Origin of the sequence: Paenibacillus sp. Aloe-11, assembly GCF_000245715.1 — a bacterium.
In the GTDB taxonomy this organism is placed as follows: Bacteria; Bacillota; Bacilli; order Paenibacillales; family Paenibacillaceae; genus Paenibacillus; species Paenibacillus kribbensis.
In genome coordinates this window covers 30,766-53,519 of the sequence record NZ_JH601042.1, presented here as the reverse complement: position 1 = coordinate 53,519, position 22,754 = coordinate 30,766, and the positions used below count along the sequence as shown (strand labels likewise).

General features: G+C 43.8%; 19 protein-coding genes. 6 read left to right on the top strand and 13 right to left on the bottom strand.

The window, feature by feature from the left end; translation table 11 throughout:
* From treP to WG8_RS02070, 3 genes are all read right to left on the bottom strand, one after another.
* Positions 1 to 1,968, bottom strand: coding sequence for a PTS system trehalose-specific EIIBC component (treP, locus tag WG8_RS02080; RefSeq protein ID WP_007428395.1), 1,968 nt, complete (start codon positions 1,966 to 1,968; stop codon positions 1 to 3).
* Positions 1,969 to 2,073: 105 nt separating this feature from the next.
* Positions 2,074 to 3,801 carry an alpha,alpha-phosphotrehalase gene (gene treC / locus WG8_RS02075; protein WP_043890692.1) on the bottom strand — a complete coding sequence of 576 codons (1,728 nt, stop codon included), beginning with the start codon at positions 3,799 to 3,801 and terminating at the stop codon, positions 2,074 to 2,076.
* Positions 3,802 to 3,991: 190 nt separating this feature from the next.
* Positions 3,992 to 4,573 carry a LysE family transporter gene (locus WG8_RS02070; RefSeq protein WP_007428393.1) on the bottom strand — a complete coding sequence of 194 codons (582 nt, stop codon included), beginning with the start codon at positions 4,571 to 4,573 and terminating at the stop codon, positions 3,992 to 3,994.
* Between the two features lie 114 nt (positions 4,574 to 4,687).
* Here WG8_RS02070 and WG8_RS02065 point away from each other — a divergent pair, with 114 nt between their 5' ends.
* Positions 4,688 to 5,239, top strand: coding sequence for a helix-turn-helix domain-containing protein (locus WG8_RS02065; RefSeq protein WP_007428392.1), 552 nt, complete (start codon positions 4,688 to 4,690; stop codon positions 5,237 to 5,239).
* 119 nt (positions 5,240 to 5,358) lie between these two features.
* On the opposite strand, the gene WG8_RS02060 is transcribed toward WG8_RS02065, so the two are convergent.
* From WG8_RS02060 to WG8_RS02030, 7 genes are all read right to left on the bottom strand, one after another.
* On the bottom strand, positions 5,359 to 7,713 hold the full coding sequence (locus WG8_RS02060) for a glycoside hydrolase family 2 TIM barrel-domain containing protein (protein WP_007428391.1): 2,355 nt from the start codon (positions 7,711 to 7,713) through the stop codon (positions 5,359 to 5,361).
* Positions 7,714 to 7,761: 48 nt separating this feature from the next.
* Positions 7,762 to 8,556 carry a Nif3-like dinuclear metal center hexameric protein gene (locus WG8_RS02055; RefSeq protein WP_007428390.1) on the bottom strand — a complete coding sequence of 265 codons (795 nt, stop codon included), beginning with the start codon at positions 8,554 to 8,556 and terminating at the stop codon, positions 7,762 to 7,764.
* Positions 8,557 to 8,746: 190 nt separating this feature from the next.
* Positions 8,747 to 9,589 (bottom strand): PTS mannose transporter subunit IID, encoded by an 843-nt coding sequence (manZ, locus tag WG8_RS02050; RefSeq protein WP_269744422.1) that lies wholly within the window; start codon positions 9,587 to 9,589, stop codon positions 8,747 to 8,749.
* 11 nt (positions 9,590 to 9,600) lie between these two features.
* The gene (locus WG8_RS02045; RefSeq protein WP_007428388.1) at positions 9,601 to 10,371 is read right to left on the bottom strand and encodes a PTS mannose/fructose/sorbose transporter subunit IIC; all 771 of its coding nucleotides are present in this window, start codon (positions 10,369 to 10,371) and stop codon (positions 9,601 to 9,603) included.
* A 31-nt stretch (positions 10,372 to 10,402) separates the two neighbouring features.
* Positions 10,403 to 10,891 (bottom strand): mannose/fructose/sorbose PTS transporter subunit IIB, encoded by a 489-nt coding sequence (locus WG8_RS02040; RefSeq protein ID WP_007428387.1) that lies wholly within the window; start codon positions 10,889 to 10,891, stop codon positions 10,403 to 10,405.
* A gap of 2 nt (positions 10,892 to 10,893) precedes the next feature.
* A complete protein-coding gene (locus WG8_RS02035) occupies positions 10,894 to 11,313 on the bottom strand; it encodes a PTS sugar transporter subunit IIA (protein WP_007428386.1) in 420 nt (139 codons plus the stop codon).
* Positions 11,314 to 11,512: 199 nt separating this feature from the next.
* Entirely contained in the window at positions 11,513 to 14,305 is a 2,793-nt protein-coding gene (locus WG8_RS02030; protein WP_007428385.1) for a sigma-54-dependent transcriptional regulator, read from the bottom strand.
* 183 nt (positions 14,306 to 14,488) lie between these two features.
* Here WG8_RS02030 and rpoN point away from each other — a divergent pair, with 183 nt between their 5' ends.
* Complete coding sequence (gene rpoN, locus WG8_RS02025) at positions 14,489 to 15,808, top strand: RNA polymerase factor sigma-54 (RefSeq protein WP_007428384.1); 1,320 nt, start codon at positions 14,489 to 14,491, stop codon at positions 15,806 to 15,808.
* A gap of 111 nt (positions 15,809 to 15,919) precedes the next feature.
* Here the strand turns inward: rpoN and WG8_RS02020 are convergent, their stop codons facing one another.
* On the bottom strand, positions 15,920 to 16,885 hold the full coding sequence (locus tag WG8_RS02020) for a bile acid:sodium symporter family protein (protein WP_007428383.1): 966 nt from the start codon (positions 16,883 to 16,885) through the stop codon (positions 15,920 to 15,922).
* Between the two features lie 280 nt (positions 16,886 to 17,165).
* Here WG8_RS02020 and WG8_RS02015 point away from each other — a divergent pair, with 280 nt between their 5' ends.
* On the top strand, positions 17,166 to 18,527 hold the full coding sequence (locus tag WG8_RS02015) for an amino acid permease (protein WP_007428382.1): 1,362 nt from the start codon (positions 17,166 to 17,168) through the stop codon (positions 18,525 to 18,527).
* Between the two features lie 418 nt (positions 18,528 to 18,945).
* A complete protein-coding gene (locus WG8_RS02010; RefSeq protein ID WP_007428381.1) occupies positions 18,946 to 19,530 on the top strand; it encodes a TetR/AcrR family transcriptional regulator in 585 nt (194 codons plus the stop codon).
* Positions 19,531 to 19,652: 122 nt separating this feature from the next.
* On the opposite strand, the gene WG8_RS02005 is transcribed toward WG8_RS02010, so the two are convergent.
* Entirely contained in the window at positions 19,653 to 20,234 is a 582-nt protein-coding gene (locus WG8_RS02005; RefSeq protein ID WP_007428380.1) for a TetR/AcrR family transcriptional regulator, read from the bottom strand.
* A 340-nt stretch (positions 20,235 to 20,574) separates the two neighbouring features.
* On the opposite strand from WG8_RS02005, the gene WG8_RS02000 reads away from it, so the two are divergent.
* Entirely contained in the window at positions 20,575 to 21,015 is a 441-nt protein-coding gene (locus WG8_RS02000; RefSeq protein ID WP_007428379.1) for a nuclear transport factor 2 family protein, read from the top strand.
* A gap of 184 nt (positions 21,016 to 21,199) precedes the next feature.
* Here the strand turns inward: WG8_RS02000 and WG8_RS01995 are convergent, their stop codons facing one another.
* Positions 21,200 to 21,745 carry a TetR-like C-terminal domain-containing protein gene (locus WG8_RS01995; protein WP_007428378.1) on the bottom strand — a complete coding sequence of 182 codons (546 nt, stop codon included), beginning with the start codon at positions 21,743 to 21,745 and terminating at the stop codon, positions 21,200 to 21,202.
* 189 nt (positions 21,746 to 21,934) lie between these two features.
* Here WG8_RS01995 and WG8_RS01990 point away from each other — a divergent pair, with 189 nt between their 5' ends.
* Complete coding sequence (locus WG8_RS01990) at positions 21,935 to 22,681, top strand: SDR family oxidoreductase (protein ID WP_007428377.1); 747 nt, start codon at positions 21,935 to 21,937, stop codon at positions 22,679 to 22,681.
* Positions 22,682 to 22,754 lie beyond the last annotated feature (73 nt).

Sequence of the window (22,754 nt, the reverse complement as noted above, 5' to 3'; positions counted from 1 at the left end):
TTAATCTGTATTGTCAGGCAATGAGTTCAAATGAATTCTCATTAAGACATATTGCAAATCGTTCGCCTCACCCGGCAGTTCCTCAACCGATTTGATCATATCCTGACCATCCGGCACAATGACCGGTGTGATGATTGGATATCCGGATTCCTGAATAAGATCACGGTCAAATTCCATCAATAGCTGCCCTTGCTCCACAGTTTGCCCGTTTTCCACATGCAAGGTGAATCCTTCACCCTTCAACGATACCGTATTAATCCCAACATGCACCAGAATCTGCACACCTGTCGGATGCTCCAAAATCAACGCATGCTTGCTTTTCATCATGATATGAATGACTTTTCCGCTAAAAGGGGCAACAATTTGACCCGCCTCCGGTTTCACTGCAATCCCTTGCCCCATCTGCCGCTCGGCAAAGGCCGGATCGGGAACCTGTTCCAATGGCATAACATTCCCACGTACCGGAGTCTTTACTTCAAGCACATCGAGGGCAGAATTCGCGTGGCTCGCCGTTTTGCTCTGTATGGAACCATTGGCTGGTGCAGCTGGATTCTGACGGCGTTTATTGAGTATTTTGCCGTACATCACCGTTAACGTAAACGGCAGAACCAGTACAATCGCCATCCCGATGAAGAAAACACCCCAGTTGCTTGGGAAAATAGACAAGAAGCCTGGAATCCCTCCCACACCAATGGAAGAAGCCATCACATGATGTACTGTGAGCAGTATACCAGCAATACCCGAACCAACCATTCCGAAGACAAACGGATACTTGTATCGGATATTCACCCCGAACATTGCGGGCTCCGTTACCCCCAAAAAAGCAGACACTGAGGAGGTAAAGGCCAATCCTTTTCCCTTTTGCTCCTTTAATACCAGCATCATTGCCAGTGCCCCGGCACCTTGAGCGATATTGGAGAGCGCCAGCATGGGCCACAGGAATGTTCCCCCCTGTGTACCAATTAATTGCACGTCTACCGCCAGGAAAGTATGGTGCATTCCCGTTATAACAAGCAAAGCGTAAAAGCCTCCATAAATCAGTCCGCCCAGCGCAGGAGCCAAATTGAAAACGTATACAATACCTGATGTAATGGCATTACCAATCATAAAAGTAAGCGGCCCAATCACCGTAAATGCAAGAAATCCCGTCATTAATAATGTGATCGGCGCAACGAGTAACAGCTTGAATGAATCGGCTATTTTCTTATTAAGGAATTTTTCAATTTGTGCAAGAACGTAAGCGGATACTAAAACCGGTAAAACCTGTCCCTGGTAACCGATCTTGTTCACTTCCCAGCCAAACAGATTCCAGACCGGAACGGCCCCCTTGGTGACCGCATCCGCATAGCCGTAGGCACTCAGCAAATCCGGATGAACCAGAATAAGACCAAGCACTATCCCGAGTAAAGGGCTGCCACCAAACCGGATAACGGCTGACCAGCCGATTAAGGCGGGTAGGAAAGCAAAAGCGGTGCTGGCAATGGTATTAATAATGGCAGCAAAGTCGGTCCACTGAGGATAGACCTGAACCAGGGACATGCCTTCAAAGAAAATTCCCTTGCCTGTTAAAATATTATTAATTCCAAGCAGCAAGCCTGCTGTCACGATGGCGGGCAGTATGGGGATAAAAATATCTGCTAGCGTCTTGATGGCACGCTGAATCGGGTTTTGTTTCTTGCTGGCGGCATTTTTAACCTCGTCTTTAGAAGCCCGGCTGCCCCCTGTTATCGAAATCATTTCATCATATACCTTATCCACCAGACCCGGACCAATCACGACCTGATACTGCCCCTGTGAAGAGAATTGCCCTTTGACCAGATCGTTTTGATCAAGGGCCTCCTTATCCACCAGCTTATCATCATAAAGGGCAAATCGCAGACGGGTTACGCAATGCGTAGAAGCCTCTATATTGTCTTTGCCGCCAACCGCCTTTATAATCTCTTCTACCTTTACTCTTTCAATCGCCATCTCTCCCACTCCCTTAACGTTTGCTCATTTTATGCAGCAACCCCGGTTGCAAAAAACAACGTACCTTGGGGCGTTACTGTATGTTTCTATGCTATTCAATCAAGGCTAACGAAAGATCCACATATAGGAAGCATACGGAGTCAAAGTGATAACCTGATCCAGCTCTGGAGCGTGCTTCGTATTTCCGATTAATAATTCGACCGAACCTGACGCTTGATTTTTGAATTGAGAATACAATGAATCCGGCAGCACGAATTGTGCATTCTGTCCGCTAAAATTAGAGATGACGACCAAAGTCTCCTGTGCATTGCTGCGTTGATAGGCATAAACCTGAGGATGAGCGTCATCCAGACATTGATACTCTCCATCCGTAATGACTTGCACCGTCTTACGCAAACGAATCAACTTATGATAATGGTAATAGATAGAGTTCGGGTCTTCTAACTGAGCCTGAACGTTAATCTGTGGATAACGTTCATCCACCTTGATCCAGGGAGTACCTGTGGTGAAGCCTGCGTTGGGAGTGCTATCCCATTGCATCGGAGTCCTCGAATTGTCACGTGAGCGCTCTCGAATGATATTTAATGCTTCTTCCTCGCTTTTGCCCTGCTCCTGTAAAATACGATACATATTTAGCGATTCAACATCCCGGAATTCTTCGATATCCGACCACTTCGGGTTGGCCATGCCTATTTCTTCACCTTGAAATATATACGGCGTTCCTTGCAGCCCATGCAGGGTGGTCGCGAGTAGCTTGGCGCTTTCCGTATGGTATTCGCCATCATCCAAAAAGCGGGAGAGTGCCCTTGGCTGATCATGATTGTTAAAAAACAATGCACTCCATCCACCGCCTTGTTGCATACCAATCTGCCAATCCGAGAATAGCTTTTTCAGCATCTTAAAATCATAAGGCATCAATTCCCACTTCTGTCCATTGGGATAATCCACCTTCAAATGATGAAAATTAAATGTCATGGACAATTCGTTTCTCTCTGGATTGGAGTACCGGATGCATTGATCCAGCGATGTGGAAGACATTTCCCCTACCGTGACGCTATTATACTTAGCGAATACTTTCTCATGTAATTCACGAAGATATTCATGCACATGCGGGCCGTCGGTATAATACTTACGTCCGTCGCCAGGAATAGTACTTCCATCATCATTCAAGAAGCGCTGATCTTTAGAAATTAGATTAATGACATCCATTCGGAAGCCATCGACTCCCTTTTCCGCCCAAAATTCCAGGATGTCCACAACTTCCTGACGGACCTTCGGATTTTCCCAGTTAAGATCTGCCTGGGTTTTGTCAAACAGGGTCAGAAAATATTGATTCGTTGTCTCGTCATACTGCCACGCTGGTCCACCAAATTTGGAAATCCAGTTATTTGGAGGTCCTCCATCGGGTGCGGGATTACGCCAGATATAATAGTCTCTGTACTCGCTATCCCTGGAAAGCCGTGCCTCCTGAAACCAGACATGCTCCGTGGAAGAATGGTTTACCACAATATCTAACATCAAGTGCATTCCACGCGCCTGAATTTCCTGACTCAATTCTTCGAAATCCTGCATCGTTCCATAATCCGGATTGATCCGGTAATAATCCGCTACATCATAGCCGTTATCACGTTGTGGTGAGACATATACCGGCTGTAACCAGATAATATCAACACCCAGATCTTTTAAATAATCCAGCTTTTGTGTCAGTCCGCGTATATCACCGATCCCTTTACCCGTCGTGTCGTTAAAGCTTTTGGGGTATACCTGATAAACCACTGATTTACACCACCAGTCCGTATCTTGTGGGATCAAGGCCCTGTTCATTCCTTTCATCCTTGCTCATTCCTTTCTTTCCAAAGAAGCAGCATAAACATATTTAGTATAGCGCTTTCGCCATCTTGTATATACAAGATTAAATCATGTATATACATATTGTCAACAGGATTTATCATTGGAAACTCATCCATACCAAAGAGGCCCCTGCTCATTGTCAGGAACCTCTGTCGGTAAAAAGGGTTATCTTTTAAATCCATATAGACAGTGCGCTATACAGAAGTAATAAGGCCATTACGATATTGAAAGCTCGCTCATATTTGTTTATGAAACGCTGAAACAGAGCACCAAAAACCGCCCAGCAAACGATAGCTGCAAAACCAATACCTGTAAGGAGCAGTGAGATGATAAAAAGCGCAATGTATGAAGCATCGTAAGGCATCACAAAAGTTGAAATGACCGTGATACCATACAAAATGACTTTTAAGTTGATAAATTGCAGTAGCAGTCCTGATTTGAAAGTATATCCTCCATTATGATCATTGTCCTTCGTAGAAGACTTGCTCTTGGCTATTTTTACAGCCAAATAGAGCATGTAAAGACTGCCCAGGACGTTCATCCAGATTTTAAATCGTGGTAAAAAATGATACAGAGCAAGGTTGAAATAGCAGGCTAACAGCATGATGGCAAAACAACCGGCGGTTACTCCCAGCAAGAATGGAAATGCTTTTTTCAACCCTAATCGCCTGGCGCTGTCTAAAGACATAATATTGTTTGGACCTGGCGTAAAGCTGGTAACGAGTGCATAAGAAAGGAACGGAATAAGCGGCATATTAAAGTCAACTCCAGTGTGCTATAATTGAGTAAATTGTACGTTAAAACGCACATTTGTACTTTATGATTGTACAACATGTTCTTTATATAGCACAATAGGGAGGCAAGATGTATGGAGAATATTAATCAGATTTTAAGTAGAAACCTAAAGCTTTTACGCAATGAAAGAAAACTAAGTCTGGATAAATTGGCTGACCTGACAGGCATCAGCAAAACGATGCTTGGTCAGATTGAACGAGGAGAATCTAATCCCTCCATTACAACTGTATGGAAGATTGCCAATGGACTAAAAATCTCCTTCTCTGCACTGATTCATGAGCCAACTCCAGCAGCAGTCGTCGTTCCTAAAAGTAAAATACAGGTACTTGAAGAAAATAACTGCTATCGGTTGTATCCGTTTTTTCCCTATGAAGGCAACAGGAATTTTGAGGTATACACAGTAGAGATCGAAAAAGGCGAGGAATTGAGTTCAACGCCTCACCGTGAAGGTACAGAAGAGTTTATTACGGTATTTGAAGGTGAAATGGTGGTGAAGGTCAGCGAAGAAACATATACGGTTAAAACTGGAGACTCCATCCGCTTTAAAGCAGACCGACCGCACATCTACTATAATCTCGGAGAAACGCTTGTCAGGATGAATATGATTATTTATTACTCTGGATAGTCTGTTCGATCCATTGTTTAAAAAAGGGTCTGAACAGGTGGAGCATGAGCACTCACCACCTATTCAGACCCTTTTTCCGTAAAACCATACAATATCTATTCTGAATCAGCCTTGAATTGTCATTTGTATTTATGTTCAATTTTCAGCCTGGTTTCTCCCTGCAATCCTCCATCTGCTGAAGCTTGAAGCAACAGCTCGCCTGCCAGATGCCCGGATTGCACAATAACGAGACACCTTCCTCTATGTGTTCGTCTCTGGTTTCCCTGGAAGGGTTCGTCACTGGTGAGATCGCCATTGTCTATTCCAAGAATACGACCATCACCATGTAGCTGAAAAATTAAATCAAATTCCTGATTGGGCACCATAACCCCTTCTTGGTCTATGATCGTTACTTCCACATGGGATATTTCATGGCCATCAGCAGGTAAAACCGTCCGATCAGCCTGCAGTTTTATACTGTAGGGAGGTCCGGCAGTGGTTAATTCATGTTCACACACCTTCTCATTCCCATTGCTGCCAATCGCCCGGATGTTGCCTGGTGTATAGGGAAGCTCCCATATCATTAAATGGTCAGGATAATCAACAAGCCTTCTCACACCGTAAGATTCATTGTTTACTACCAATTCCACGCGCTCACAGTTGGTGAAGGTAACTAACCGAATCAATTTTCCGCTGTACTCAGGGAATGTCCAATGATTTTCCATACCCGGGGCTTTCCAGTGCATCGTCCATTGCGGATTGTGTTCCGGTCTCATCGGTTCGTTAAATACGGCAATGTGCACAACAGGCTCATCTGACCATAGACTTTGCTGAAGATAGGACACAGGCTTGCGGAACCCGCAAGTATCAATCAGGCCCGAGGACCATCCTTTGGAGGGATAGCTTGTTTCCCCCAGATAGTCGATCCCGCTCCAAACAAATTGACCAATCACATAATCATGATTAGCGACATCAAACCAGGGATTTTGAGGAAAATAACCTTTAACCCGGTTATCTTTGCCACGATAGTATGGGAAAGTCTCGGTTCCAAGGATAAGCGTATCGGGTATCGCCCTTCTGTAGTGCTCATACCACTGCTCCTGATAATTTAGCCCAAGAACGTCCACTCGTTGTGCCAGCAGCTTGGTATGCTCCACCTTGGCTTCAATCGAACCATCGCGCAGACTGATCGGTGTATTATGCGGCTCCAGCGCACATGTAACAGGCCGGGTTGGATCTTTTTCATGGCAAAAGGCGACGAGCTGTTCCAGCATCCTGAGCATGGACGGTTGCCCCTGGTGCTCTACTTCATTCCCAACACTCCACATGAAAACGCTGGGATGGTTCCTGTCCCTTACCAGCATCGCTTCCAGGTCCTTTTCCCACCATTCATCATATACATGCTCATAGGAAAGAGATTTCCATTTGTCAAAAGCTTCGTCAATCACCAGGAACCCCATCTGATCACAAAGATCCAGCAATTCGGGTGCCATCGGATTATGGGCAAAGCGAATCGAGTTACAGCCCATTTCCTTAAGCTTCTGCAACCTTCTCTTCATGACCGAATCATGATAGGCAGCTCCCAGACAGCCTAAATCATGGTGAATACAGACTCCCTTCAACTTCAAGCTGCTTCCATTCAGAAATAAACCCTTTTGAGCATCCATCTTTACTTCTCTGATACCAAAAGGGGTGCGATAACAATCCACCTCTTTATTGTCGCAATAGATGATCGTTTGAGCCTCATAGAGCACTGGTTTCTCCGGTGACCATAGTTCTGGCTCCAAAACCCGTGTTATCTGCTCCATTTCACCAGTTTCAAAGCCCGACAGGGTCACTCGATGCTCAATTTTCCCTTTGAGCTGTCTCTTGGAATCCAGTATCTGAGTCACAATATTACACTCTACGTCATGCGCATAATGATTGGTAACCTGAATTCTGGTACTCACCTTGGCTTCACCCGGCGAAATTTCAGGTGTCGTAATGTAAGTGCCCCATTCAGTTACGTGAACATAATCCGTACAAATCAGCCAAACATGACGATAAATACCGGACCCTGAATACCATCTGTCAGGCGGAAGAGTGGTATTATCCACTTTGACAGCAATCACATTATCCTCATCCCACCGAATATATGGGGTCAAATCATATTGAAAACTAACATATCCATAAGGCCGCTTGCCCACAAAATGTCCATTGATCCAAACCTCACTGTTATTGTGGATGCCATCAAATTGTATGTATACGCGCTGTTTGTGAGAAGAAGACTTTACATTAAAATGCTTTCGATACCATCCCTCCGACCATCTGGGCAAATAAGCTTGATTGCCACCATACAGCATGTGCGGATCAAAGGACTTCTCAATGCTCCAATCATGAGGGACTTGAAGGAGCCGCCACTGCTCATCGTTATAATCCAGCTTCTCGGCACCTGTATAATTACCCTCTATAAATTTCCAGTCTGTGTTGAATGGCGTGATCATTCTGCTTCCCATCAGCTTGCCTCCATTTCATAAAAATTGATGGATAAAAGACATGTGCTCCTACACGATTTGAAACACTGGACGATCCTCAACAAAGTGAACGGGGAGCATTGGGAATTGGGCTGAAAGCTCATCCGCGAGATATTTCATACCAGGTGCTTCACTTTCAGCATGTCCCAGCATGATAAGGGCTTTATTTCGGCCCTGATAGGCAGCGTCTTTTACATATTCCGGCGTTTCCCATTCCGGCCCTTCACCAGCAATGATCAAATCCACATGTTCATTTAGAAATAATGGAATAGCCAGCTCGCCACCTCCCCTGTATCCTACCATGATCCCTACTCGTTCACATGGCATGGCAAGCTCTCCAGCTACCCGTACATAACGAATATGAAGCTTCGCCTTGATATATTCGGCGACCTCCTTAACCTCCATCGCTGGAATCGTCAAAATGGCGGCCGTCGGCAATTGTTTCACTACATAGGTATGCCAATCGAGCGCCCGAAGAAGTCCAATCATGACTCCATCCGGTTGATAACGGTGTATGGTGTCATGAAACCGATAGATTCCTATACCCGAATCGGCAATGAGGCGAGATTTTTGCAGAAAAACGGGGTCATGTCGTAAACACTCCTGCATCCCCTGATGGCTATAAAAAACACCTTCATGCGTAATGATAAAATTCGCACCTAAAGAAATGGCTTGTTCTATCACATACTGCGATGCACAGAAAGCGGTTACAATTCCGTGTACTTCAACCTCCCTATGCCCTGGTTTTAGCAAATCTACGGTCGCATGGGGTATGCTTATTCCCCTTGTCAGGTGATCTACAATCCGTCCCATAGTTAGGGTCATACAGGTGTCCCTCCTCATGGAGAATGTGCGTCAATTATACCATTTTATATCAATCATGGGTGCCATTCTTTGTAGTAAAAAAGTCAGCTCCAGGGAGCCGACTTTAATATAAGTTTAAAGCGTTTACAAATTCAAAAAGAGGGTTTCCGGTCAGAGATGGCTGCTTGACCGGATCACTTTACAAATTGGCTTAGGCCAATACACCAAGAGCGTATCCAATAATCCCTATTGCGAACAAAGCAAAAATCAGAGCTATAGCATTCACTTTCTTTTTGAGCAGTCTCATGCACAAAAAAGTCAACAAGAGAGGTAACAGACCAGGTATCAATTGATCCAGAATCATCTGTATCGTCGTAACTACCTCTACTCCATCCGAGCGGGTATATCTGGATACTTCCAGTGGGACATTCAGAGTAGTCCATTTGGACACGAGTGCGCCCATGACAAAAAGTCCCAGGATGGAGGCCGATTCCGTAAGCTTTTGCAGACGGTTTCCAGACATGTCGGACACAATTTCCGTCCCTTTTTGGTAGCCGTATTTCAGTCCGTACCACTTGGTTGCCAGGCGAATAACATTAAAGAGCAAGAAAAAAAGGACAGGCCCGATAACACTCCCGGACAAAGCAATGGAAGCTCCCAACGCAGCCAGAACGGGGCGCAATGTTCCCCAGTAAATAGGGTCCCCTACTCCAGCCAAAGGTCCCATCAAGCCGACTTTCACTCCACTTATGGTAGCATTGTCAATAGGCTGGCCATTGGCTTTCTGCTCCTCCATAGCTGCCGTTACACCCATAATCGGTGCAGAGATAAACGGTTGAGTATTAAAAAACTCCAGATGCCGCTTTAATGCTTCTTTTTGGTCTTCCTTCTTGCTGTATAGCCGCTTGATTGCCGGAATCAAGGTGACACAAAAACCAATCGACTGCATACGCTCAAAGTTAAACGAGCCCAGCAGGAACCATGAACGGAAAAACATTTTGTTTAAATCGCTTTTTGTCAACTTTTTTTCTTCCATAGTACCCCACTCTTTCATTAGCTATTTCTTTAGAGCTCTTCAATTTCACCCATTTGATCTTTTCGCTGGCTATATTTAGGATTGAGCTGAATATACAGCAGAGCCAGAACCGCCCCCATGATTCCAAAGCCAACCAGATTGATGCTTGTAAATGCCGCGATGACAAAGCCCAAGAAAAAGAAAGGCATCAGGTATTTGGCTGCCATCATGTTAATAACCATGGCATACCCGACAACGACGATGAATCCACCTGCAATTTGCAGCCCTTTTGTAATGACCTCCGGAATCGCATCCAGTAAAGCCGTAACCAAACCGGTTTCTGCTGCAATAGCCACCAATACAGCAGGCAGCGCGACGCGTAATCCCTGAAGAAGGAGGGCGATGAAGTGACATAATTCGATTCCTCTGAAATTTGAAGATTCGGCATATTTATCTGCCAGGTGCTGAAAGAACACGGTAATTGTTCTAACAAAAATGGTTAACACTTGTCCGGCAGCAGCAATCGGAATCGCAACGGCAATTCCGGCGCCGATCGACTGATGTCCAACAATAACCAATATGGTTGAGATTACACTAGCCAAAGCCGCATCTGGAGCCATGGACGCCCCGACATTCATCCAGCCTAAAGCCATCAATTCCAGCGTACCGCCTAGAATAATGCCCGTTTTGAGATCGCCCAGGACCAGACCAATCAGTGTACACGCAACTATAGGCCGATGAGTCTGTCCTTCATCCAAAACACTGCCCATTCCGCAAATGGCTGCAACCAGCGCTACCATTACAATTTCAAAAACACTCATGTTTGACCCCCTCTCTTATGCCAACCTGCTGTTAAAACTGGACATTCTGGAGCTTGTTAATCAAATTGATTTTAGGATCACTGGCCACTTTTCTAATTTCCAGTTCAATTCCCTTTTCGTGCAATTTATGAAATGCCTCTACATCCTGCTTGTCTACGGACACCGCTCCGGTAATCTGTATTTTGCCTTCTTTAAAACACATCCCACCTACATTTACCGATGTGAACGGCACCCCACCTTCTACAACCCGCAGTACATCAATCGGATTAGTAAACAGGAACAAGGTCTTAAAATCGTTATATTTAGGGTTGTTGTAAGCTTCAATCGCTTTCGCAATCGTGACGACATAAGCCTTAATTCCTGGCGGCGCCACCTGTAACAATAAGGTTTTGCGTAGCGTATCCGCAGCGACCTCATCGCTGACGGCGATAATTTTGTTACACTTCGTTTCCTTCACCCACACCGTAGCTACCTGACCATGGATCAGACGGTCATCAATACGAACAAATGAAATTTCCATACCTATAATTCCTCCTCTGTTTGTATGTCCCGGATGACACGAAAAGACTTCATCGAATCCTGACCCGCACGGATTGCCAGATCACTCAGATTCTCCACGTTCTCCAGCCCTCTATTTGTCAGCAGGTCTACGATCATTGGCAGGTTTACTCCTGTTACAATGTCCATTTTTTCATAGCCGGCTACAATCCTGCTGGCTGCATTATAGGGGCTGCCACCAAACAAATCGACGAGAAAGATAAGTCCATCCGTCCAATCAATCGTTTCCAATGCCGCTTTGTACTTCTCAACAAGTCCGTTAACACTTTCACCAGGCTCAAACGTCACGCCCACCACATTTTCCAGATGGCCGAAAATCATTTCCGTGGATCTTAAGATCTCTTTGGAAAGTTTCCCATGTGTGCCAACAATAACACCTATCATTTGTTTCACCCCCTCCTTGCATCCTTCGCCTATACTTATATGCAAGTCTCGTGCCAACATTCTGTATGACTCGTTCCATCATCAAAAAAAGACCAAACCCCCTAGCTTTTCCGGGGATTTGGTCTTTTCTTACCATCTGCTTATTTTCCTCATTCGTATGTTTAATACACATCTTGCATCGTTTTATACACTTACGCCGTTACTCGGGAATGCAGTTATATACTTCGCTTAGGATTTCACAAATATAATATTTTTCATCATTAGTCAGCTTCATGTTCATACTGGAAGCAAATATATCGCAGGAACGATTCACCGCATCGAGAATCCGTTGATCAAGCAAGGATACCTCCCCTTGATATATTAACCCTTCACCAATGACCATTCGTTCCATGGCATGAGCCGTATGAACGGCAAGCTGAACTTTCTTTGCATAATGAAAATCGACTTCCAGTTCCTGCTCCAGCTGCTCGATAAAATTCATCAAGAGCCCCAAGATTTTGTGGGGATTCAGATAAGTCATAAACTCCTTTAGCGTATCCTCGCATAGATCTCTAACAACTATGCTTTCGTTAGTATGCATAACAGGCAGTTGATTGTTCAGCAAAAGTTCTCTTAATGCCTGCTCACCGCTGGCCTCGATCAGTTTTTCCAAAGGAATAAACGGTACATTCAGCTCACTTGGCCTCTTAACTCCAATCACCGCAAGAATCGTATGCTTGGTCCGTAAGTCCTTTACCACTTTGTCCAATTCCCTGACCTTTGCCGGCACAACGACAATTTTCTCTTCTGTTAAGTCGTATACGACCTTCTCCACAAACTCCTTCAGCTTGACTGCAGCACCTTTACCAGAAGAACAAACCGTCACAATTACCTTATTACTAACCTTTTCTGCTTTCACTTCGGCGTTTCCATTGTTATATCCACGGAAGTCCTTCAAAGATTGATAGATTTCCTCTATATTCATATCAAAAATACTGGCCTTTCGCACAGCCTCCAACGTAAGTGGAGTTGAAACCATATCAATGGTTCTGACCTTGATCCCGACACGTTCCATAATGGTTGCCTCAAGATTAAGCAGGGAGCCCATATCAACCAGCAGTAATACGCCCCTGCCATTATCAATATCCTTTACTTTATCAATAATAACCTCCAGGATTTCTCTGGGGCTAACATCCAAAGGCATGTCTACTGCGCAAATATTTGAGCTTCCCAGTAGGCTGTCGACAACGCCGACAATACTGCTTGCCGTACTGTTGCCATGTGCAGCTACGATAATCCCTACATTTCCCTGGTGCTCCTCTTCCACCGATTTCAGAAGAATCGCCACATAGGTCGTCTCGGCATCAGGCACGCTGACTTCGAACTTGGATTCAATCAAATCCTTGATAATGAGTGCCAGTCTGTATTCTTCATCCTGATCATTAATCGGATCATAGACTTGTTTGCTAATATATTTTTTCTCTCGGATTCGCTTTAAAAAGGCACTCAAATGAAGGCTGAAGGCATAAACAAACCTGTCGCTGTACTTTCTGTTCAGTTCTTTTTGAGCCATCTCCTGCACCTGTTCAGCGAATTCCAGGATATTTCTGCCCACGATTTTAAGGATCCGTTCCCGGCCTCCTTTGATGTTATAAAATCGGTTATAGAAGCTTTTAATATGAATATTGACATCTGTAGTAATAAACTTATTGATAAAGCTATCGTCGAGCCCTTCCTCCTTCAGCATCCCTATTTTGTCTTCAATCAGTTTGTAAAGGTTGAACGGCAGTTCCGAAGCATCTGCTTCATCCATTCCTTTGCTACCTTCAGGAGTAATATACAGCGAGGAGTTGACCATTTCCATTTCGGCAATCTCCTTGCGGTTTTTCCCCATATTAAATAGACCTTCCTTGATATTTCCAGGCAAAATTTTAAAATCAAGTTCAATTTCTTCCTTATTTTCATGTATGCTGTTCAAAAATCCTTTGGCACACACAAGCTGAATGTTCGATTTTAACTGGCCGATATTGCCATAGGTGACGCTGCCAATTAGTGCTTTTACAGTTTCCAGTTCAACCCGAATGGGCTTGTTCACACGATGGGCCTCGTTTGCAAAGAGATGCTTTAGAATCAAAAATCGCTCTTCAACTGTTCGCTCTTGCAGGGAAGGAATGTTGATCGTAATCGGTATCCGTCTAATAAAGGTTTTAAGCATGGAAGAACCGGGATCTTCGGTCGTAGCGCCGATGAGCAGCACGTTCGCTTCCCGTTTGCGCTCCGACTCACCCAATTTGTTATAACTGTTGGTGTCCATGAAATAAAATATCATTTCTTGGCCTTCTGGAGGCAGCCGATGAATCTCATCCAAAAACAGGATGCCTCCATCAGCTTTCTCGACCAGCCCCTCCCTCTCCCGATCAGCCCCGGTAAACGCCCCTTTCACATGACCAAAAATGTGGGAAAGCAGCAGTTGAGGGTTATTATAATAATCGGCGCAGTTAAATACGATAAACGGTGCTTGCTCTGAAAACCGCTTCATATACTTCCCATAATTATACATTAACCTGGCGAACATCGTTTTTCCCACGCCAGTCTGCCCCACAATCAGCGTATGTAGACCCTTCGGCGGGTATAATATTGCCGCTTTTCCCTGCTCAACCTGATTTCTCATACTACCCATGAAACCGATTAAGGCGTGAAACGGATCGACTTGCTCTCCGGGCAGCAATATTTCATTAATGCTGTTGACTTGGATTTGTTTCTCTTTCAGCTGGACTCTAAAGGTCTCCTCGATTACCTGCTTGTGCAAAAACTTGACGGGTCTTCCCTTGATTTTAATGATCAAGTCGGCGCGAAGCAGGCTATTAAGCTCCTTGCTTACATTATTTCTCAGCATATTCTGAAGATCGGCTATTTCCGCAGCCGTAATTCCACCGCCGTCCAGCAAAGCCTCTACCGATAGTTTCTTTGTGCCATTGGCAATATACTCTAAAATCTCATCAATTCGTTTCACAGTATTCCCCCAGCCTGACTAGTTCTCATGTAATTAGTATATAAAAAAAGAAATAAACCTCTACAAAAAAATAAACTGACAAATTTCTTTTCCAAGATCAGAGGTTGGCAGTATAATTGCATTAGCTTCACGAATAAGTTTAATTAAAAGCTATATTGTTGCCCAGCAAGGAGCTGAGATAAAATGATACGCTACGGATTACAGCAAGAGCAAGCATTCAGGCTGGTTATGACTCCTGAATTACGACAAGCTATCACGATTCTTCAATATTCTTCGGCCGATCTAATGTCCTATCTTCATGAGCAAGCGGATGAAAATCCGATTATTGATTTGACAGAGATTGACATGTCCATTAAAAGGATAGGTAAAGAGGAAGAATATTCACCACGAAAAAACGATAATCCGGTAGATCTTCTGGATTTTGTCTCTAACCCTGCGGATAATTTATATAGACATCTCAAAGCGCAACTCGGGATGGTCCGCGGGTTATCCAAGCTACAACAGATGATTGGCATGTTTCTTATTGGGAATTTAAATGAAAAAGGCTACCTCGAGCTGGAGGTAAATACAGTTGCCCGAATACTTGACGCCCCTACTGAAGAGGTTGAAAATATACTCGCCCTGATCCAAGGCTTTGAACCGGCAGGAATCGCTGCCCGCAGCCTGGAGGAATGTCTTCTTTTGCAGCTGCGATATGCCGGTAATGATGATGTTTACCTGGAAGAGATCGTGCGCCATCACATGGTCAACCTTTCATGTAACCGCATACAAAAAATCGCGGATGCTCTGGGTATCAACATTCGCGAGGTACAGCAACTCACCGACCAGATACGCAAGTTGAATCCCTGTCCGGGAGCGGCATTTGCCCCATATGAACACCAGTATCATATAGCAGATATTTCGGTAGAGAAATCCAAGAACGGCTACATTGTGACAGTTAATGATATCACAGTCCCGCGCGTCGGGATTAATCCTTTTTACCAGCGTATGCTCCGGGAGCAGGCGTTGGGGGCAGAGAGGCAGTTTCTACATGAGAAGATGAATACGGCATTATGGCTTATTCATAGCCTTGAGCAGCGCCGCCTGACCCTGATGCGTGTAGCCCAAGCCATTGTTGATAGGCAGCGGAAATTTTTCGAGCATGGCGTTCATTACCTTAAACCGATGACCCAAAAGGAGATTGCTGAAAGTACCGGCTTGCATGAATCCACGATCAGCCGGGCTGTCAGTAATAAATACATGCAGACGCCCCGTGGATTGTTCGAGCTTAAATATTTCTTTACCTCCGCCCTGGGGGCGAAAGACGGAGATGCCACTTCATCGGAGAGCGCAAAAATGCGTATTAAGCAGCTTATCGACGGCGAAGACAAGCAAAAACCGTTTTCAGATCAGGCAATCACAGAACTGCTGGCTAAGGAAGGGCTGGAGCTGTCACGCAGAACGGTGGCCAAATACCGGGAAGAACTCGGATATCTTTCCTCTAGTAGGAGAAAAATATTTTAAGCTTCAGTAACTATATCGGTTATAGCCCTGTCCCTTTACTCAGAAGTAAGCCGTTGTGAAAATTAAAAAAACAGCAGGATCAAATTAAAAGTATTTCCCATTTGAGTCCTTCTAGGCGGCGACTCCCTGCTCCTTGGCCTTGCCTCGGTCATGGCGGCTTAGCAGAAATCCGACCAGAGACGCGGTGGATTGTTGGAAAATCATTCCCAGCACCACAGGCAACGCTACCGGAGCCGGGAAATAGGTGATGGCAAGCACAGCTCCTGCGCTGATATTGCGCATGCCACCGTTAAAGACAAGTGCAGTACGGTCGGCATCGCTCCACCTCATCAGTTTAGAGATCAGGTAACCGATCACATATCCAGTAGAAGCAAGAGCGACTATCGATAGGCACACCCCGACAAGTTTTAGATTAAAATCAACCAGATAGGGCGCGATTACCGAACCGTTAATCATCACGACAAGTGCCATAGCCAGTTTGGAAAATGGGCCGAGCCGAGGTCCCCATACCTGCTTGATTTTCCCTTTGGTCCATTCGTACAACACCATGCCGATTAGCGAAGGGACGACAATCATCCAGAACAGACTTTGCATCATCGCCCAGGTATCAAGCTGCACATCCGCTCCAATCAGCAGGGACATAACGCCGGGAACGGCGAATGGAGCCAGAATCGTATCAATCAAAATAATGGCTAGCGTCAGCGCTGTATTGCCTTTGTAGATGTTGACCCACACGAAGCTGGAAATGCCGGTGGGGATGACCGCACCAAGAATAAGCCCGGTAATCGTATAAGGGTCGTCGCCGAAAGACAGATGCCCAAGCATCATGGCAAGCAGCGGCATGGCCAGGTGAAGGATAAACAGGCAGGCAATCAGCGGACCGGGATGCTTCATCACATGGACAAAATCTTTGAAGCCCATGCTGATACTGCCCGCGAAGGTCATGAAGGCAAACAGCCAGGGAGAGAATCCGGTAAATTCCGACAAAGGCGTACCGATCAGAACGCCAATTAGAATGCTGATGGGGGTAATCAGCGGCATCGCAGCATTAAGTCTCCGATTCAACGTTATGAACATACATAACTTCCTTTTTTGTACCTAAGTATAGACCTTATACTGCCGTTTCGTAAATGATCTGAAATACACGATACGAAATCACAGATGACCAATGACTTCGGATTCAAGACCTGGTTGTACGCGAACACAGCTCATCTATTCGTGAAAGGTGGGCTTTTTGGTATGAACTAAAAAAATTCAGCTTAAGGATAGGTATTCTGGTCAAATTATTATAATATGAAAGGTATAAAAATTTTCAGTCCATAGAGTGTATTTACAGAAAGAGAGTGGTGACAATACCATGCAGGAAGAAACGTTGACACGGGGGTTAAAAAACAGGCATGTACAGCTGATGGCCATCGGAGGTGCGATTGGTACCGGCTTATTCCTCGGGGCAGGAAAATCGATCCATCTGGCAGGTCCGTCCATCCTGATCGCCTACATCATTACAGGTATGGTTCTGTTCCTGCTAATGCGTGCATTAGGAGAGCTGTTGCTTAGTAATTTGGAGTATCATTCGTTTGTTGATTTTGTAAGTGACTATCTGGGGAATATGGCCGCTTTTGTTACGGGCTGGACCTACTGGTTCTGCTGGATTTCGATTGCGATGGCGGATCTGACAGCGGTCGGGCTGTATACTCAATATTGGTTCCCGCAGGTTCCTCAGTGGATGCCGGGGTTAATCGCCCTTGTGATTCTGCTCCTTATGAACCTGGCCACGGTTAAGCTGTTCGGGGAGATGGAATTTTGGTTCGCCCTGATCAAGGTATTGGCGATTCTGGCCCTCATTCTCGTCGGATTATTTATGATTGTCAAAGGCTTCTCCACCGCCAAGGGACCTTCGAGCTTTGCGAATCTATGGAATCATGGCGGAATATTCCCGAAAGGGATTCATGGTTTTCTGCTTTCTTTTCAAATGGTGGTCTTCGCCTTCGTAGGCATGGAGCTTGTTGGGCTGACGGCAGGGGAAACCAAGGACCCCGAGAAGGTCATTCCGAAGGCGATCAATAATATCCCGATCCGGATCCTGCTCTTCTACGTCGGCGCATTGCTGATCATCATGAGTATTTATCCGTGGAACGCAATTGTACCGAGCGAAAGTCCGTTTGTACAGGTATTTACGGCCATTGGTATGACCGCAGCCGGGGGAATTGTCAATTTTGTTGTGCTGACGTCTGCGGCTTCAGCCTGCAATAGTGCTATTTTTAGTACAAGCCGGATGGTATACTCCATGGCCAAGGATCATAACGCTCCGAGCTCGCTCAGCCAGCTGAACAGCAGAAAGGTTCCGTCCAATGCATTGATGTTCTCCAGTATCGTCATTCTGATCGCGATTGTCCTGAACTATGTGATGCCCGAGGGGGTATTTACCCTCATTACGAGCGTGTCGACCGTTTGCTTTCTCTTTGTTTGGGGAATCATCGTGATCAGCCATCTGAGATACCGTCGTACCCGGCCGGAGCTGGCTGGTCGCAACCCGTTCAAGCTGCCGTTGTACCCGTTGTCCAACTATGTAGTGCTGGCTTTTCTCGTCTTCGTTCTGGTCATCCTGGCATTGGCTGAGGATACAAGAGTGGCCCTGTTCGTTACGCCGGTGTGGTTCATCCTGGTAGCGGGAATCTATCTGCTCAAGAAGAGAAGCTGGAGCTCGAACGGACAGTAGCATATAAAATTTGTTGCAAATTCAAGCCGCCCAATCCAACAGGGCGGCTTGAATGCTTGTACAAGAAGCTGAAGGCTCCTTCTCATTCGGATCAAGTTAATCTGACTTTTATCCAATATAGAACGCAACTCTTCAAGTTCTTCTCTGGTCAGAGACTCTTCTTCAATAAATGGAGCGAACAACGATTCCATAGCCCCACTATAAATTCGCTAGCTTTACAGCATTCCGCTCAACTAATGATTGCTATTGTTTTCATGCGTTTCTCTTTTATGAATTAATGACATTATTAACACATTTGACGATTCCCATTGTAAAACGTAGAATTAAACTACTCAATGGTCGATATTCAGCGTGATAACAATTAAACATCATATCAAGTTGATCTGACCATTATCTTTATCGTATGGAAGGTGTTCATTTGGGTAATGTTAAGGTAGATTTACGTATTCTTAAAACAAGGAAAGCAATCAAAGAATCCTTCTTGAAGTTGATCCAAACTAAGGGCTACGAGCGAATTACCGTTCAGGACATCGCCAACGAAGCGGTGATAAATCGAAATACTTTCTATTTACACTACGTGGACAAGCCTGACTTGATGGAGAAATTATGCCAGGAAAGTGTGGAGAAATTGAATGTTTGCTTAAGTATGGAAATTGATGATATTCATGAAGCGGACAGAGGAGTGTTTATTGCTATTTTAAGAAATATGTTTGAAATTATTGAAGACAACATTGTTTTCTTTAGAGTAATGCTCACTCAGAATTGTCATCCTAACTTCTCTGCTCACTTAAAAGAGGCCTTTAAAACGTTCATTCTTTCCGGTATTGGAGATAATAAACATGACAAAAAGATAAAAATTGGTATTGAGTATATAATTTCAGGTTTAGTAGGTGTTATTTGCCTCTGGATTGTTAATCCTGAGGATTACCTGGTTGATGAGATCATTGATCAGTTGAGCGAAATTCATTTTAAGAACGTGTTGGACTTATTGAAAAATATGTAGTACCTGTGTAACTCGGAATTATCCAATAGCATGTAATCAGTGCAATGTTTAGAACTAAACCTCGATTCCCTTTACTGAGGGGAATCGAGGTTAAACCTGTTGAATATGTTCTCACTTTGATGTCAACTTAGGAATAACGTATCCAAAATACGATTCACAAATTCAACCCGCTCTTCCTGTGTCTCCTCTTCACCTAAAAAATTCAGTTGAAACGAACGTTGAAAACAACCTCCCAGCAATAAATCCGCTACAGCTCTCGGATGCAATTTCTCGCTGATTCTACCCATTTCTCTTTCTTTCAATAAATAAGCTTCCACCACCTCATTTGTCATATACGGACTTTCATTTCGTAGAGTAAAACCTTCTCGATGACGAAGCAGTATTTCCGGTTCCGAGAAAATAGAACAAATTATAGGCATCGAAGTATGATAGTCCTCCAACGCCGCCAGGGCAACCTGTTCCAAATTTCTTCGAACTGTTTCTTTACCAGCAAGGCTTTGCAATAATGTTAGAGCTTCCATTAGATTTTTCAGTTTTCCTTGTAAAACATGAAGAAATATATCTCCCTTATTTCTGAAATGATTATACAACGATCCTTCGGAGCAACCAGCTGCTCGAGCAATTTCCTTCGTTGTGGTCTTGGCAAGTCCGTTCATTAATAATACACGTTCGGTAGCTTCAACTATTTTGTCTTTTAAATCCAAAGTTTATCCCTCGCTCTATTGACAAGTCATTGAAAGTCGTTTATGCTCCCATTATGAGTGTGCACTCACCCAAAGTCAAGTTTTGTTATATTATTCATTAAGTAATGAATTCTCAGCGCTTATGAGTGGGTGCTCACTCAAGTTTAATTTGAAAGGAGTGGTAAAAACTTTAATGTAATTACGCGGCCATCGCAAATGCAAGTGAGTTCTAGATGTATATGAGTGTGTACTCACTCATAATCTCAAAGAGCTGGCTCTATGATTTGTAAATTACCGCATCTGTACAGAATGATCAAAGAAAGAATAGCTCAAGCTGTAACTAAAAAGGAGGAAGACATATATGTCTTTAGAAGTATTGCAAGCAAAATCAGAATTAAGAGAATTAGTGGATGCTTTTTCAAATTTGGGAGATGAGAAAAAAATTCCAGAACAAATGCTTTTATTTACGCCTGATGGTAGATACAAGGTTTACTTTGGGGACCAATTGGTGTCTGATATTTCAGGAACAAAACAATTAGCAGAGGAGTACACAGGTCACGCTTCTCTTGTAAAACGTTATTTCTCCCTTAACGGACAACACAATGTGAAAGTGGATGGCGATACTGCAACAGGTATTTCATACTCCCAACTTAAAATGGTGAGAGATGAAGATGGCAAAGAAGTGATCACTGACTATAGTGTTAGATATGATGATGAATATGTACGCCAAAACGGAACTTGGTTAATAAAGGTACGAGTTGCTCACTTTATTATTATAGAAGCAAGAACATTACAGGGCTAATTTAATTAATACTTCGAATCATAGCTTAAAGATGGAATGTTTGTATGTTGTAGAATAAAATCACAACTTTTCGGCGAATTGTGGATTTGCTATGCCACGGTTCGCCGATTAAACTTTTTTGTTTAAGAGCGAAGGATACATTATTCCACTCACTCAATTAAAAGGAGATTATTTAGCAGTAAATTTATATTATCCTCTCTAATAAATCCCCCACTTTTTCTGCCATTTCTCGCGGTGAATAAGGCATTTTATTTTTTAGCCACCATTCCACTACACCTACGTAGGCATTTGCAACGAATTCGACGATTAATTCTTCGCTTTGGCCCAAATTTTTTCCTATAGTTACATCCACGTCTTTTTTGAATTCTTCGATATTATGTTGAACAAACCTGCTGCGAAAATACGAAGCCCCTTCACTCGCCAACATTGTCGAAAAAAACAGATAATTCCTTTCTAGATACTCCATACAATGTACAGTCGATTCAATCCAATCCATGTCAGCTTCCAACTCACAAATGTTAACCATGTTATTGATATGTTCTTCCATGATCTTATCCAATAGATCGAATTTATCCAAGTAATGAAGATAAACAGTTGCACGGTTAATATTTGCTCTATCAGAAATATCCTGAATGGTAATGCTATCGAAATTTTTTTCTGACATTAATTCAAGAAATGCTTTTTTTATTGCTTCCTGAGTTCTAACAATTCTTCTATCCACTTTTGCCATGTCATAATACCCTACCTTCTGTGAGAAAGTCGTCATTTTTTATTGATTTGTTGTATAAACAACAAAACTGATTAAATTAGCGATTTCTCTGCCTTGTTTTGTTTATTCGTATATTATAAATTATTTACAGATGTTGAGAAATCATCAAATGTGGTCATATTTATTTTAACATGAAAGGATGAAAACAAAATGGCAATTGAAAACAAAGTAGTTATAATCACTGGAGCTTCATCTGGAATTGGTGAAGCAACTGCAAAATTATTGGCCAGTAAAGGTGCTAAAGTTGTTTTGGGCGCTCGTCGCGAAGACAAATTAAAAGCATTGACTGAGGAAATTCAAAAAGCCGGAGGTCAAGCGGCGTATCGCGTTACCGATGTTGTTAATCCAGAGGATAATCAGCAGCTTGTCCAACTAGCTAAAGACACTTTTGGTGGTGTCGATGTAATCTTCTTGAACGCTGGACTCATGCCTAATTCAGCACTTTCCGAATTAAAAACTAACGAGTGGAACAGTATGATTGACGTTAATATTAAAGGTGTACTGAATGGTATCGCCGCAGTATTGCCAACATTCACTTCGCAAAAATCCGGACATATTATCACAACTTCATCAGTAGCTGGGCTTAAAGCTTACCCAGGCGGTGCGGTTTATGGCGCAACAAAATGGGCTGTTCGTGATTTAATGGAAGTTTTGCGTATGGAATCTGCCCAAGAAGGTACTAACATCCGCACAGCAACTATTTATCCGGCAGCGGTCAACACGGAATTGTTGGATACGATTACCGATAAGAATGTTTTAAAAGGTATGACTGCGTTGTACGAACAATACGGTATTGCACCTGATCGAGTTGCCAATGTTGTTGCATTCGCGATTGATCAGCCAGAAGATACGAACGTTAATGAGTTTACAATTGGTCCAACAAGTCAACCTTGGTAATATAATTACAACATAAGATGAAACTAAACTATTCATTTTTTAAAGCGTAGGCTGTCGAGAAGACTCGATAGCC